Origin of the sequence: Burkholderia sp. NFPP32 (assembly GCF_900119325.1) — a bacterium.
GTDB classification, from domain to species: domain Bacteria; phylum Pseudomonadota; class Gammaproteobacteria; order Burkholderiales; family Burkholderiaceae; genus Burkholderia; species Burkholderia pyrrocinia_C.
In genome coordinates this window covers 344381-357295 of record NZ_FPJP01000003.1, presented here as the reverse complement: position 1 = coordinate 357295, position 12915 = coordinate 344381, and the positions used below count along the sequence as shown (strand labels likewise).

12 protein-coding genes and 1 pseudogene are annotated in these 12915 nt (G+C 63.0%); 3 read left to right on the top strand and 10 right to left on the bottom strand.

All coding sequences use genetic code 11. The features are described 5' to 3' along the window. Window positions 1-115: 115 nt before the first annotated feature. The 7 genes from BT264_RS08630 to BT264_RS08600 all read right to left on the bottom strand — a co-directional run bounded on the left by BT264_RS08630 (window position 116) and on the right by BT264_RS08600 (window position 8005). Complete coding sequence (locus BT264_RS08630; protein ID WP_083533940.1) at window positions 116-1105, bottom strand: fimbrial protein; 990 nt, start codon at window positions 1103-1105, stop codon at window positions 116-118. 105 nt (window positions 1106-1210) lie between these two features. Beyond that, window positions 1211-3706: a fimbria/pilus outer membrane usher protein gene (locus BT264_RS08625; protein ID WP_072438192.1), complete on the bottom strand. Its 2496-nt coding sequence runs from the start codon at window positions 3704-3706 to the stop codon at window positions 1211-1213. Between the two features lie 123 nt (window positions 3707-3829). Further along, window positions 3830-4546 (bottom strand): fimbrial biogenesis chaperone, encoded by a 717-nt coding sequence (locus BT264_RS08620; RefSeq protein WP_072438194.1) that lies wholly within the window; start codon window positions 4544-4546, stop codon window positions 3830-3832. Window positions 4547-4610: 64 nt separating this feature from the next. After that, window positions 4611-5339 (bottom strand): fimbrial protein, encoded by a 729-nt coding sequence (locus BT264_RS08615; protein WP_256260591.1) that lies wholly within the window; start codon window positions 5337-5339, stop codon window positions 4611-4613. A 720-nt stretch (window positions 5340-6059) separates the two neighbouring features. Next, window positions 6060-6329, bottom strand: coding sequence for a glycosyltransferase family protein (locus BT264_RS08610; RefSeq protein ID WP_177318364.1), 270 nt, complete (start codon window positions 6327-6329; stop codon window positions 6060-6062). Window positions 6330-6810: 481 nt separating this feature from the next. Then, the gene (locus BT264_RS08605) at window positions 6811-7143 is read right to left on the bottom strand and encodes a DUF2322 family protein (RefSeq protein ID WP_072438200.1); all 333 of its coding nucleotides are present in this window, start codon (window positions 7141-7143) and stop codon (window positions 6811-6813) included. A 160-nt stretch (window positions 7144-7303) separates the two neighbouring features. Beyond that, a complete protein-coding gene (locus tag BT264_RS08600) occupies window positions 7304-8005 on the bottom strand; it encodes a flavin reductase family protein (RefSeq protein WP_072438202.1) in 702 nt (233 codons plus the stop codon). A gap of 296 nt (window positions 8006-8301) precedes the next feature. Here BT264_RS08600 and BT264_RS08595 point away from each other — a divergent pair, with 296 nt between their 5' ends. Further along, complete coding sequence (locus BT264_RS08595) at window positions 8302-8628, top strand: thioredoxin family protein (RefSeq protein ID WP_072438204.1); 327 nt, start codon at window positions 8302-8304, stop codon at window positions 8626-8628. A gap of 10 nt (window positions 8629-8638) precedes the next feature. Then, entirely contained in the window at window positions 8639-9058 is a 420-nt protein-coding gene (locus BT264_RS08590) for a secondary thiamine-phosphate synthase enzyme YjbQ (RefSeq protein WP_072438206.1), read from the top strand. Window positions 9059-9133: 75 nt separating this feature from the next. Here the strand turns inward: BT264_RS08590 and atsR are convergent, their stop codons facing one another. From atsR to BT264_RS08575, 3 genes are read right to left on the bottom strand one after another with little or no spacing between them, the layout of a single operon-like run. After that, window positions 9134-10945 carry a hybrid sensor histidine kinase/response regulator AtsR gene (atsR, locus tag BT264_RS08585; RefSeq protein ID WP_072438208.1) on the bottom strand — a complete coding sequence of 604 codons (1812 nt, stop codon included), beginning with the start codon at window positions 10943-10945 and terminating at the stop codon, window positions 9134-9136. Window position 10946: 1 nt separating this feature from the next. Next, window positions 10947-11450 carry a putative pterin-binding protein gene (locus tag BT264_RS08580; RefSeq protein WP_072438210.1) on the bottom strand — a complete coding sequence of 168 codons (504 nt, stop codon included), beginning with the start codon at window positions 11448-11450 and terminating at the stop codon, window positions 10947-10949. Between the two features lie 42 nt (window positions 11451-11492). After that, window positions 11493-12365, bottom strand: a complete 873-nt coding sequence (locus tag BT264_RS08575) for a helix-turn-helix domain-containing protein (RefSeq protein ID WP_072438212.1) — start codon at window positions 12363-12365, stop codon at window positions 11493-11495. A 391-nt stretch (window positions 12366-12756) separates the two neighbouring features. Between BT264_RS08575 and BT264_RS37975 the strand changes: the two are divergent. Then, window positions 12757-12854: pseudogene (locus tag BT264_RS37975) on the top strand (sel1 repeat family protein); the annotation flags it as partial. Window positions 12855-12915 lie beyond the last annotated feature (61 nt).

Genomic DNA, 12915 nt, shown 5'->3' with positions numbered 1-12915 from the left:
CAAAGCCGGGACGCCGCGAGGCGGGGGCTCGAGGCGCCTGTTCGGGCATCGCGTATGAGAGGCGCAAGAACGGGAATACCGGCGAAATGCGGCATTCCTGGCCTCAGTCAAAGCGTTACTGATAGCTCATTGTGAACGTGGCGATGGCATTCGCCGTACCGGCTTTGAGCGTGTCCGAGGTTCGGACATAACGTGCACTAAGCGGGATATTGATGTTTTCATTGCCCGCTTCGGTCACGAACCATTGATTCGGGTTGCCGGTCGCGCTCGAATCGGGCCCATATTTGACCGGTGTCGTCCCGTTCATGATCCGGACACCGACGCCTTTTGCCGTTGACGTGTTCGCCAGCGTGAGCACGTCGCTCCGGTTGCCCGGATTGGTTGCGTCCGTCAACGTGATATACATCCGGGTCTTGGCGTCGCGCGTGCCGCCGGAGCACTGCAAGCCGATATTGACCGGTCGTTCGGGGGCCGTAGCGGTGCCATTTATGTTGACCTCGCCGAACTGGACGTTGATCGACTTCGTCGTCACGCTGCAGGTCGGTACGTTCGGCTTGAGTTCGATCGATCCGCTGATCCTGATGGATCGGTACTGGAAATTTTTGCCTTGGACCCAAGAGCCGGCCAATTCTCCAGTCATCCTGCCGCCGGCCGTGATGCGGCCTGTCTTGACCAGTTCAACGACAAGGGGGGAAGCAGTGAAACTCATGTTTTGGGTGGTAAAATACAATATTTCCGGCCACCATGATTGCTTGGTCGCAAAGCGCATTCTCACGCCGATGCCGGCGACACCGGTTGGCCAGGTGGAATATTGATCCACTGGCCCCAGCTGCCCATGATAGACATCACCGATGTAGTTACTACAGTAGACGTTTCCTTTGCCGTTCTGTACCACGCTGACTTCTTGCGAATACAGCACAGTGCCGTTCGGCACACCGGGATCGAAGTTGGGTGCATTAAAGGCCGCCAGCGTGACGACTGAGGGGCTCCCACCGTTGTTCGGTGTTAAAACACCGCCCTCGCTAACTTGGCAAGCCGCCAGCGCGGTACCGCATACGAATGGCAACATGCTCGCCAGTCCAATTATCAAATTCTTAAGGTTCATGTTGGATCGAATATCGTTAAGTTAATCGGGCCGTGTTCGGAGCAGCGCGTGGCGTTTTCCTGGTATGCATCAGCACAAATGTTTGAAGCCGAGCCCGGCACAGCGTCAGCGATTGCCCATGCGGCAGCTCATCGCAACACGCTCGTACATGAGCGCCTTGTTCTGCTGCGGCAACACGTAGTCGCCTTCGCACGTGCCTTCGCTCCAGCGAATCGACAGGCGGCCTTGATCCTTCACGCCGAACACGAGCACGCGCGATGCGTTGTCGACCATGCCGAGTACCTTGTCGTCCTGGTCGTACGCCGTCGCGCCGAGCGGCACCTTCTTGCCGTCGGTCGTCGTCACGTCGAACTGAATGCGGCGGCCCGTTTCCGCGGCAAAGCGCGCCTTCACGATCGCGCCGCGCGTCGGCACGATCGTTTTCGCGTTCTCGGTGATCTCGGTGTCGTTGCCGAGGCTTTCCGTGTCGATGTTGAGCCAGTTGTAGCGGTACGGTTGCGCATAAGGCAGCACGGCATAGCCGCGACGGTCGGTGCTGACCGTCGACGACGAATCGAAGCGCGCGCCCTTCACGCCGGGCACCTCGACGATCGCGAACGTCTCGCCAACCGGCTGGCCGAGCGTGATGCCGCCGCGGTGCGCGACGACCGACCCGGTTGCGCCGACGTCGACGTGCTTGCCGTGGCCGGACTGGCTGTAGTTCGACGTCAGCTTCACCATCGGCGTATCCCAGCCGAGGCCCACGCCGCCGGAGCCGCCGTTGTCCTTCTGGTATTCGCCCTGTACCGAATAGTTGACCGTGTTCTGGTCGTTCAGGAAGCCCGATACGCCTGCCTGAACGCTCACGTCGCCGCGCGTTGACGCCGTGACGTTCGAATAGGCACGATGCGCGCGCGCGGTGTTGCCGAACGGAATGCTGACCGTCGCGGAGATCTGGTTGTCGGTGCGCCCGAACGGCCCCGTATCCTCGGTGCGCGCGAGCGCGACGCTGTAGCTGATGTTCTTCAGCGAGCCGCTGTAGCCGAGCTGGATGTTGCGGCTCGTGCCGCCACGGTTCCAGTAGCTCGTTTCACCGATGCTCGCGTAGACCGACCCATTGCGGCCGAGCGACTGGTTGATGTTCAGATCGACGCGGCTCTTCTGGCGCCGTACCCCGTCGCCTTGCCGGCTGCTCATGTCGTCGACGTGCTGGCTAAGCGTGCGGAAGCCGTCGGTCGAATACCGATAGCCGACCATCGTGAACGTGGTGTCGGTGGCCGCCAGCGTCTTCGAGTACAGGAACCGGAAGCTCTGCCCGTTCGCCTTGCGGCCGGGCGCGTTCGACTGGCTATGCGTCACGTCGAACGAAATGCCGCCGAGCCGCGAGTTGAAGCCGATCCCGAGCGCGATCGCGGCGTAGTTCTGCGCGCCGATCAGGCCACCGTAGCCAGTGAAGTTGTCGGACAGGCCATACACCATCGTGCCCTGCGCGAATTTCGGGCGAACCTCGCCAAATCCGCGATACTGGCCCGCGGAAAACGAATAACGAACCGAGCCGCGCCGGATCATCACGGGCAGGAACGAATAGGGTTGCGTATAGCGCCGGACGCTGCCGTCGGATTCGGTGATCGAGATTTCGAGATCGCCGTTGGAGCCGCTCGGATAGATGTCCTTCAGTTCGAATGCGCCGGGCGTGACCGTGGTCGAATAGATGACGTAGCCATTCTGACGCACCTCGACGACCGCGTTGGTCTGCGCGATGCCGCGCACGACCGGCGCGAAGCCGATCTCGTCGTCCGGCAGCATGCCGGTGTCTGAGCCGACCTGCACGCCGACGAAGCGGAAGCTGTCGAAGATTTCGCCGGCCGAATACAGTTCGCCTGCCGACAGCGTGCCCTTGATGCCGCGCAGGTCGCGCTGCGCGTAGGTACGGTTCGACGTGAACTGCGATTTCGTGCCGCGGCGCCCGGTGAGCGACGATTCGTTCCTGAGCCGCCAGCCGCCGACGTTGAAGCCGTTACGCAGGCCGAGGTAATAGTAGGAACTGTTGTATCCGGAGTCGGAGTCGTGGCTGAAATTGGCCTGATAGTTGCTGTAGGCCGCAATCACTCCGTCGTCCCACTTCGACGGATCCACATAGCCGCGCGACCGGCCCGGCACGTAGGCTTGCGGCACGCTGACATTCAGCGACAGTGCGCCGACGTCGAAATCGGTCGACGCGCCGTCGATGATCTCCGCGAGATTCAGCGCGGCGTCGTCTTGCAGGTCGGCCGGAATCCTGTTTTCCCGCTCGAGTCGCTTCACGTCCACGCCGAGCGCCTTGAGCAGGCCAAGCGTGATGACGGGCTTGACCTCGCCGCCGTTCGCCTGAAAGACGATCGATTCGCGCTTGCCGGGACGCTGGTTCAGCGACACGTCGACGTCGTACGTGCCGGGCGGAACCGAGCTGCCCTGTTCGAGGTACTTGAGCTCGACTGGCGCATCCCCTTTCTTGAGGAACAGTTCGTTGAATTCTGCTGCCTGAACCGACGTGGCCGCAACGAGGCTCCCGAGCGCCACCAGGCAGGATGCGCCCTGGCACGCCGCTACCCGCAAATCGATTTTCTTTTCAGTGGTATTCATGCCTTGACCTTGATCGCGTGCCTTTCCCAACCTGCCCGGATTTCAGGAATGCGCGCCCTCCGATAATTTAGTAATGCGAATTGCTATTGAGCGATTCGGAGCCGGAACTGACAGAATTTGCTGTCAGTTGGAGACTGTTGCGTTGTTCTCTTCGGTCGCTCCGAAATCGTTGATCGACTCGAAATCGACCTTGGCGCCCGGTGCAAGCGATTGGCCGGTGTAGTTCTTGACGCTGAGCTGGCGGGTCGATTGCGGCGGAATCATTTCCGTGTCGATCGGATGCGTTTGCGCGCCACTATGGAGCGTTGCCTTGACCAGTGATACGTAATAGGGGGTGTTATTAACAACCTCCATGCCATATTTTCCGCCCACCGCCCGCCAGTGCCATTGAAGCTGCTTGGGTGCGTCCTCCGGCTTGCCGGCGAGGTTGGTCGGTCGATAGAACAGCTTGATGCGTTGACGCACCGCGACTTGCAGCGTGTTCTCGCCATCCAATTTCTGCGGAATTTCCTGCACGCTGAGCCAGAACACGGATTCGCGGTCAATCGGCAAACCCTGGCCGGCATAGAAGATCCGCAGCGTTTGCTGCTTTTCGGCGCCGAGACGGCTCAGCGAAGGCGTGATCGCGAACGGCAGATCGCTTTTCTGGTCGTCGGACTCCAGCCATGACTGGATCATCACGTCTTGCTTAGACGGATTCCTGACGAGCACGGACGCTTCCTTGCTCTGCGCCGTGTAAATGACACGCGTGCCATTCAACGAGATGCCGGCGACAGATGCGCCGGAATAGGGTAATAGCGAGCTGGCCGCGACCAGCCCGGCAATGAGTGATCGTTTCATGATGGAATTGGAAAGTGAGAAGGGCGACGGAACCATGACCCGCCGCGTCGCCCGTAGGGGAGCTTTACTCGTAGGTCAGCGTGAACGGCAGCGTGCCGTTTGCCGTACCGGCCTTGACCGTTGCGCCGTTTGCAACATAGCCGGCACGCAGATTCAGCGCGGCGGTGTAGCTCGGCGCTTCTTCCGTGCCGCCCTTGACGAGCGGGGCATCGAACGTCTCGTTCGCGGCCAGGTTCAGCAGCTTGTTGTTGCTGTCGTACAGGCCGATGCCAACACCTTCAGCGTTGCCCGAGACCTTCAGCAACTGGTTGTTCTTGCCGTCGATGCCCGAGCCTGCGACCGGGTCGAACTTCATCTTGACCATGTTCAGGCCAGTGCCGGTGTTGCCGCAGTCGAGGTTCAGGTTGATCTGCGTGCCTGCTGCCACGCCACCGCCGGCGGTACCGCCGATCGAATCCGCGCTCACAGTGCCGAGGTTGACCGCAATGTTCTGGCCGCCGGTGCCGGGCGACACGTTGGCGCCTGCGCCGCCCGTGAGCGTGCACGATGCGGTCGTGATTGCGCCGGTGAAGTTGATGGTGCCGTCGGCAGCCATCGCCGAGCCTGCTGCTGCGAACGAAGCTGCTGCTGCTGCGATAGCGAGAATGCTTTTGTTGAAGGCCATGATTTTCTCCGTTTCAACGTGATTTAAAGGGGTAAATAACTCTTTGGAAGAGTTGTAAGGATGGTATCGTACCGCCGGTACGCCTATAAGCTGACGTGTTCGAAATGGAGGGTTGTGGATATAGGACAAGTACTAATTTGTATCTTCGGAGAAAATCTCGACACGCATTTCGTTGAAACATTAAATGGATTTGACGTTGTCGGGTCGAGCTGATGCTGATGGAAACCACTCGGCGGGATGGACGGGGGGATGTCGTCGGTGCTTGCCGGAATGCTTGGTCGGTTTGCATGCGAAATTCATTTTCGCCGGATGCGATATCAAGTGCTGCGCGTATGGTCCGGTTTCATGTCGTTATATGTTTTGTGCCGGAATATAGAAAAGCACCATTCCGTGCCTGTCGTTTCCTGTTGCGACGAAATCCCCAGCAGAAACGGGATGTCGTCGCGTGACAGTTTGAATAGTCACCCTCATGATTGTCAGCGGCCCGGTATTTCATGCCGGACGAGGCGTCCGCGCAGGCCGAGGGGCATCGCGCATCGGTAGTCGGCAGGACATGCCGGTGCCACGGTATCCCGCTACGACGGCACGCCATTGGAGGCGTACGTCACGGCAGATGTCCGGTGACGAAACGCTTCAATCATCCGAACGGCACCGGTTTCGGGCGTCTATCCTGACGTGCTTCGATCGCAGAACGGGGCGGCGCCCTGTATGCTCGCGGTCTCCAGGTCGTCCAGCGTATCGAGCCGTGCGCAACGCGTCGATCACATGTTCGCGCGCGGTGCGAAACCGGTCGAGCGCCGTCCGGTTCGATTGCCAGAGCGCGGTTGCCGAGCCGTCGGCGAGGATTTTTTAGGCGACAAGGTCCGGGTCGAACGCCGCGCCGTTGACGACCGAGTCGTCGAGATGCTGGTTCGCATACGCGCCGAAGCCCTTGCGCTCGTAGCTGACGTGGTACGCAGGCCGCCCCTGCAGCACGGATTCCAGCGCGCCGTGCAGGCGCCCCGAGACGACCAGATGGGCATCGTGTGCGAGCAGCGTCTCCCGCGGCACGAGCGCGTCCTGGATGCCCACGTTGCGGTGGTACGCATCGTCGTCGTTGCCGCGGGAGGCGCTCTGCATGCCGAACGATATGCGGAGGCGCGGCGGATGCACGCGATTCCCGCAGCGGGCCGTGTGCGCCTCAAGTGCGTGTGTGCGATGCGTCGCAAGAAATTCGACGCCGACGCGTGATGGATGAGGTGATCCTCCGGCGGCAGTGCGGGCGATCTTCGCGAGGTTTTTGTCTAAATCGGGGCAGCCAATCGCGAAAATGACGACCGGCGTGCGAGGCCGTCATCGATGATATGAATGCGGGCGCATGCGTCATGGCATGCGCGGGGAGCTATGCCTTTCGCCAAGCCGGGCCGACGTGCGGCGGGCAACTGCGAGTGCTCGATGAAAGCGAAGAGTCTGTGCCGACACGTGCATGCGCTCGATGCTGCATGACTGAACTGCCGCGGTTCTGCGGGTGAGTCGATGATGCGGCACGCATTGGCACCCGTTGAGGAGATGCATGAGCGTGCCACGCATCCTTGTCCGGAATCATTGCCCCGCCTGTCGTTCAACCCTTCGCGACGACGTCGATGCGCAGCGCGTCGCCGCCGGCGACGATCGCGAGCAGGCGATCGACGTTCGGGTGCGCGCCGGGGCGGTTGCGTGCGTCGGCGGTATGCTCCGCGAACACGGCGAGGCCGTGCTCGGCAGCCTTCGCGTCGAGCGCGCCGAATGCCTGCTTCAGGTAGTGGTAGACCGCGAGCGAACCCTGTTTGCCGGGCTGGTTTTCGATGCTGGCGACCACGTCGCCGTTCGCGCCGACGAGATCGATGCGCGCGATGCCGTCGATGGCCGGCAATTGCGCGAGGTTGTCCTTGAAAACTGGGGTAGCTTGAATCACTGAAAACACTCCGTCGGTTCGGTCATGGGCCAATGAGCGTGGCCGACCGTATTTTATCCGATCGGTTTCGGCGCACCGGCCGGCGCGACCGAGCCGGTCGCGCGCCACGCGAGCGCCGCGCCGCGAGCTGCGCGGCGCTGCCCGCCAGCATCGCGTTTCATTACCGCCCGGCGTCGGCCGGCACGCCCGCTTCCCGCGAGCGCTCGATGTCCGGGCTGCGATACGCGCGCTCGGGAATCTCGGCGAGCCGCGACGCATGCACTTGTCGAGGCCCCAGGCCATAGAATTTCTGGAAGCTCATGATCAGCGGCGACCATTTGTCCGGATCGATGTGGTCTTGATGGCCATCCATCAGCAGGTCCGGATGCACGTGCACGCGCTGGATGCGCAGCTCGAACAGTGTGATCTTCCCGCGCAGGTCGGGCGTTTCATCGGAGAGGCCATGCGTGGCCGCGACGACCGCTTCCAGATGTACCGGGCATTCGAGCGCGCGAGGCGGCGACACGGTGTGCGATGCCACCTCGATGAGCCCGGCCGCCCCGAACTTGTCGGGTTCGTACACGTAGCCTCTCACGCGCTTCGATTCGGGCACCGGATGCGTGCCCGTCATCCGTGCGATCCGGTCGACCGCGTGCGCCTGCGCGGACGACGGCAGGTTCAGCACGCATTCGCCGGTGCGCATCAGGTTGCGGGTGGTCTGCGAGCTGGCGGCGATGCCGATCACGCCGCGCCAGCCGAGCCAGAACGCGGACGAGATTGGCGCGAGATTTGCTGTGCCGTCCGGGTTCAGCGTGCTGACCAGCACGACGGGCGTGCCGAAATAGAGGATGTTCGGTTCGGTGACGCGATGCGGAGCGTTCATGGTCGGAGCCTTCGCTTCGTTGAGGGATCGGTTCGAATGCTGATCCTGTCGTGGCCGTGCGGCGCTCCGATTCTTGTCGTGTCATCCGGCGATCGGCGCGATGCGGCGACGCACGAAAATTGCTCGCGGAGCAGCGCTTGCAACGCGCGGCAACGGCGCGAGCATGCGGCGCGCAAACGGCCATCAGCGCATCGGCACCGCGCCTGCTTTTCCGCTACAGTAAGAAACGCAGGCCGCGTGCCGCCGCGCCTCGCGCGCCGCGCGGCCACAATCCGGAATTGCACATGAGGGCCCCGATGGACACGCCGCAACGCTATACCGCCAATGCACCGACGCGCGAGGAAGTCGATGCACTCGCCGGTTCGACCGTCATCGAATTCGGCACCAACTGGTGCGGCATCTGCGCGGGTGCGCAGCCCGCGATCGTCGAATCGTTCGCCGCGCATCCCGCCGTGCGCCACCTGAAGATCGAGGACGGTCCGGGCCGCCCGCTCGGCCGCTCGTTCCGCGTCAAGCTGTGGCCGACGCTGGTGTTCCTGCGCGACGGCGTCGAGGTCGCGCGCGTCGTGCGGCCCGCCGATGCGAAGCAGATCGAAGCCGACGGCTTCGCCGCGCTGGCCTGACGTCACGATCATGCAACAAGCCATCACGCATGTCGCCGTCGACGCGCGCGGCAGCGGCCTCGTCGAATTCACGCCGCAGGTGCGCGCGTTCGTCGATCAGCAGTCGATCCGCACGGGCCTGCTCACCGTGTTCTGTCGCCATACGTCGGCTTCGCTGCTGATCCAGGAGAACGCGGATTCGTCGGTGCGGCGCGATCTCGAACGCTACTTCGCGACACTCGCGCCCGAGGACGAAAGCCGCTACGAGCACGACACCGAAGGCCCCGACGACATGCCCGCTCATTTGCGCACGGCGCTCACGCAGGTGCAGTTGTCGATTCCGGTCGAGCACGGGCGCATGGTGCTCGGCACCTGGCAGGGGATCTACCTGTTCGAGCATCGTCGCGCGGCACACCGGCGCGACATCGTGCTGCATCTGATCGGCGAATAAACGGGAACGTGAGCGGGAGCGCGTGAGGCAGCGCCGGCGCGCGATGCCGTGCGTGTTTGCACGTGGCGCACCGCTTCAGGCGAGCAGCTTCTCGACCAGGGCGCCGAGTTCGCGCAGGTGGACGGGCTTCGGCAGGAATTCGTCGAACACCTGCTTGTTCTCGTGCAGCGCGGCCGATTCGTATGCGCTGACGCCGACGATCGCCGGATGCCGGCCTTCGTCGTCCGGCTGCGCGACGGCGCGAATGCGCCGCGCGACCTCGAAGCCGCTCAGGTCCGGCAGTTCGAGATCGAGCACGACGATGTCGTAGCGGCCCGCGCCGAAGCGCGCGACGCCTTCGTGGCCGGTGCCACACAGATCGGCGTCGATGCCGAGCGCCGACAGCATCGCGCCCAGTGTTTCGCGTGCGTTGTCGTTGTCGTCGACGACCAGCGCGCGCCGGTCGCGATGCGCGGCGGCCGCCGGCCACGCGGGCGCTTCGCCGGCGGCCTCGATGAAGTCGGGCACTTCGACGGGCAGCGTCACGACGAATTCGCTGCCTTCGCCGACGACGCTGCGCACGTCCACATGCCCGCGCAGCGTCGTGACGATTTCGCGCACGACGGCGAGCCCCATGCCGATCCCGTCCACATGCAGCCCGACCGCGTCGTTCGCGCGATAGAACGGCTCGAAGATCTTCGACAGGTGCTGCTTCGCGATGCCGGTGCCCGTGTCGCGCACGACGATCGTCAGTTGCTTGCCGGCCGGCGCGTCGGCGAGCGCGATCGATACGTCGATCGACCCACCTAGCGTGTACTTGACGGAATTCTCGACCAGGTTCGACAGCACCTGCCGCAACAGCTTGCGGTCCGAGCGGATCGACAGATCGTGCGGCTGGACCTGCTGCGCGACCGCGATCCGCCTGGTCGCGATCTTCTCGCGCAGCGGCTCGATGACTTCGGCGAGCAGCGATGCCATGCCGACCGTTTCCAGTTCGGCGAGGCGCTTGGTCGAGCGCAGCTTGATGTAGTCGGTCAGGTCCTTGACGAGCGCTTCGAGCGACAGCGCGGAATTCTGCAGCCGCCGGATCGTCTTCAGGTTGGCGTCGGATTGCGGGCGCGCGAGCAGGATCTCGATCGACCCGCAGATCGCCTGCAGCGGCGTGCGCAGCTCATGGCTGACCATCCCGAGGAACGCGTTCTTCGCCTCGATCATCTCGAACGCGCGATCCGACGCCTTGCGCTCCGCGTCGAGCGCCGCGTCCTGCCGTTCGAGCAGGTCGTCGCGCGTGCGCATCGTATAGAACAGCAGCAGGAACAGCGCACACAGGATCACGCCGAGCACGATGCCGAGGATCAGGATCGCGCGCTGCTTTTCCTTCAGCTGATGGAACGTGAAATCGCGCTGCGCCATCTCGATCGCGCGGAAGTAGTTCGCGAGGCCGTTGACCTTCGGCCAGTACGCATTGACCTCGTCGATCACCTGCCGCGCGTTCTTCGGCGCACCGCGCAGCAACGGCACGTCGTGCTTCAGGCGCATCATGAATTCGCCGAGCGCGGCGATCTCGTTGCGCGCGCGCGGGATGCGCAGCCAGTACTCGGATACTTCGGACGGCCGCTGCAGGAACCCGAACGACACCGACAGGCTGTCGAGCTGCATCTGCACGCGATCGAAATCGTCGTCCTCGTGCGTCGCGTAGAGGATCAGTTGCCGGTCGAACCGCGTATAGACGTTCCGGTATTGCGCGGCCGTCCAGAACACGCCTTCGCGCGGCCCTTCGAGCACGCCCTCGTTGACCGAGGTTGCGAGGAGGTCCCACAGCAGGAACGCCCACGCGGCGAATCCCGCGATCCACAGCGACCCGAGGATCAGAATGATTTTTCTGTTTTTCCGTCGCGGCCGCGTCATTTCACTTCACGGTCAGGCCGATGATCTGCCACGCGAACTTGGCTTCGCCGAGCGGCGTCTTCAGCTCGTCGGGATACTGGTCGCGCGGATACATGATCCACAGCGGGCCGTAGTTGTCGTTGCCGAGCACCTTGCCGTTCATCGTTCGCGCAAGGATCACGCCGTATTTGTCCGCATCGGACACCGGAATCGTGAACGTGTATTCGTCGATGCAGTGGAATTCGATCTGCGTGCCGTGCGCGCCGACGGTCTTCAGCACGTCGGACAGGCGCGGGCCGGTGAAGGTCGCCTTCGGCGTCCAGCTCGTCGACGTGACGATCGTATGCTGCGGCAGCGCCATCAGTACCTGCTCGGAAAACACGTAGGCCGTCCTGCCCTGCTGGTTGCTCTTGTCGATCTTGCCGTCGACGGTGAACGTAAACGACGAAGCCGCCCATGTCGCGGCGGCCATGCCGAGCAGGCAGGCCGTCAGCAGGCTCTTGGTCCAGATGGTCGAAACTCGCATGTCTTTCCCTCGGTCGTGCGGTGGTGGGTTGTCGATCCGGCCTCAGCTCGCGGCGGCCGCGGCGGGCAGCGCGATCTTCAGTTCGCGCGCCACTTCGGCGAACAGGATCGGCAGGCGAACCGGCTTTTCCTCGCAGCGCGCGTTGTAGTGCGACACGATGTGCGCGATTTCGTCCTCGCTGGCTTCTCCGGTCGAGATCTTGCCGGTCAGCAGGAAGATCGGCGCGCCGCTGTTCTCGCTCGAACGGATGCCGCGCACGAGATCGGCGGCCGTCTGGTCGCCGAGCATCCAGTCGAGGATGTAGCCGTCGAAATCCTCGACCTCCAGCGCCTTGCGGAACGTGGCGCCGTCGAAGTACGGGATCGCGTTCACGCCTTTTTCGATGAAATATTCACATACCGTTTCGGCGACGTCCCGCGAATCGTCGACCACGGCGATGCGTGCCGCGTACACGTTCGGCTGGCTCGAGCGTAGCTCGACGACATCGACCGGATACGTGCGCCCTTCGCGCGCGTGCTGGCGCTCGGTGACGATCCATTCGCCTTGCCACTGCAACGCGACGAAATCCGTTTCGATCTGGCTGCTGGCCTTCGTCGAGATTGCGGCCCGGCAGCGAAAGCGTCGCGACTCGATCACGAGCGTCGCGTCGACCATCTCGGCGGCGGCCGGCTGCGCGCCCTTGTCGTCGAGCAGGATCGCGGGCGGCACGCCGAAGTGCGTCGCGATGTCCTGCAACTGCGACAGGTTCCACGGGATCAGGCCTTTCATCTTGCGCGTGACGACCGAGAAACTGAGGCCCAGCACATTCGCGATCGTCGTGTTGTGACTTCGCGGCGGAATGCCGTTCCGGTTCAGGAGGTCGCGCACCTTGTTGGCGGTGATGAGGTCGACGTTGGCCTGCTCGCTGTTGGACATCTCGACGGGGTCTCCAGAGGGTTTGGGCGACGAAGAGCATATCAAAAGTGACGCGTCACGCAAACTTTGAAAACGCGAAGGACCTTGACATACCATTTTTCTCCATTATTATTGCTCACCACGTCACTATTGTTTGTCGCGTCATGTTTGAGGATCGATGCCGGCGACAGCCGATACAGCGAAAAGCGGCGGCATGAAGTAGTGACGGAACGATTCAAAGAGAGAACCTGAGAGAGCCTTGGGCAGCGTGTCGGCGTTGGCGGATTGTATCCGCCGCGCCGCGCGCGACCGGGTTGCGAGCCGAGCTCGCGGGGGTGAAAAGCTCGAAGAATTGCTGCGCAAATAAAACTCGAGGAAGGTACCACGGTACCGCCGTTTACTTGCACCGGGGCTGCTGTTGCTGTTGGCCGCGTGCGTACAGGATCGTCCGTGACCGGCAATACGGTGCGGATCTGCGACGACACCGGTTGTTCCGATCGTCCTGAAGATCCGGCCGGAAGCAACGGGGGCGGCAGCGGGGAGACCACCATCGCGCCACGCCGGGGGTTTA

Bases quoted from the DNA above. Each gene is read 5' to 3' on its own strand.
- BT264_RS08590 (WP_072438206.1), top strand. From the start codon at position 8,639: ATGCAACAAGCCATCACGCATGTCGCCGTCGACGCGCGCGGCAGCGGC.
- BT264_RS08625 (WP_072438192.1), bottom strand. From the start codon at position 3,706: ATGAATACCACTGAAAAGAAAATCGATTTGCGGGTAGCGGCGTGCCAG.
- BT264_RS08610 (WP_177318364.1), bottom strand. From the start codon at position 6,329: ATGCAGAGCGCCTCCCGCGGCAACGACGACGATGCGTACCACCGCAAC.
- BT264_RS08575 (WP_072438212.1), bottom strand. From the start codon at position 12,365: ATGTCCAACAGCGAGCAGGCCAACGTCGACCTCATCACCGCCAACAAG.
- BT264_RS08595 (WP_072438204.1), top strand. From the start codon at position 8,302: ATGGACACGCCGCAACGCTATACCGCCAATGCACCGACGCGCGAGGAA.
- BT264_RS08630 (WP_083533940.1), bottom strand. From the start codon at position 1,105: ATGAACCTTAAGAATTTGATAATTGGACTGGCGAGCATGTTGCCATTC.
- BT264_RS08600 (WP_072438202.1), bottom strand. From the start codon at position 8,005: ATGAACGCTCCGCATCGCGTCACCGAACCGAACATCCTCTATTTCGGC.
- BT264_RS08580 (WP_072438210.1), bottom strand. From the start codon at position 11,450: ATGCGAGTTTCGACCATCTGGACCAAGAGCCTGCTGACGGCCTGCCTG.
- atsR (WP_072438208.1), bottom strand. From the start codon at position 10,945: ATGACGCGGCCGCGACGGAAAAACAGAAAAATCATTCTGATCCTCGGG.
- BT264_RS08620 (WP_072438194.1), bottom strand. From the start codon at position 4,546: ATGAAACGATCACTCATTGCCGGGCTGGTCGCGGCCAGCTCGCTATTA.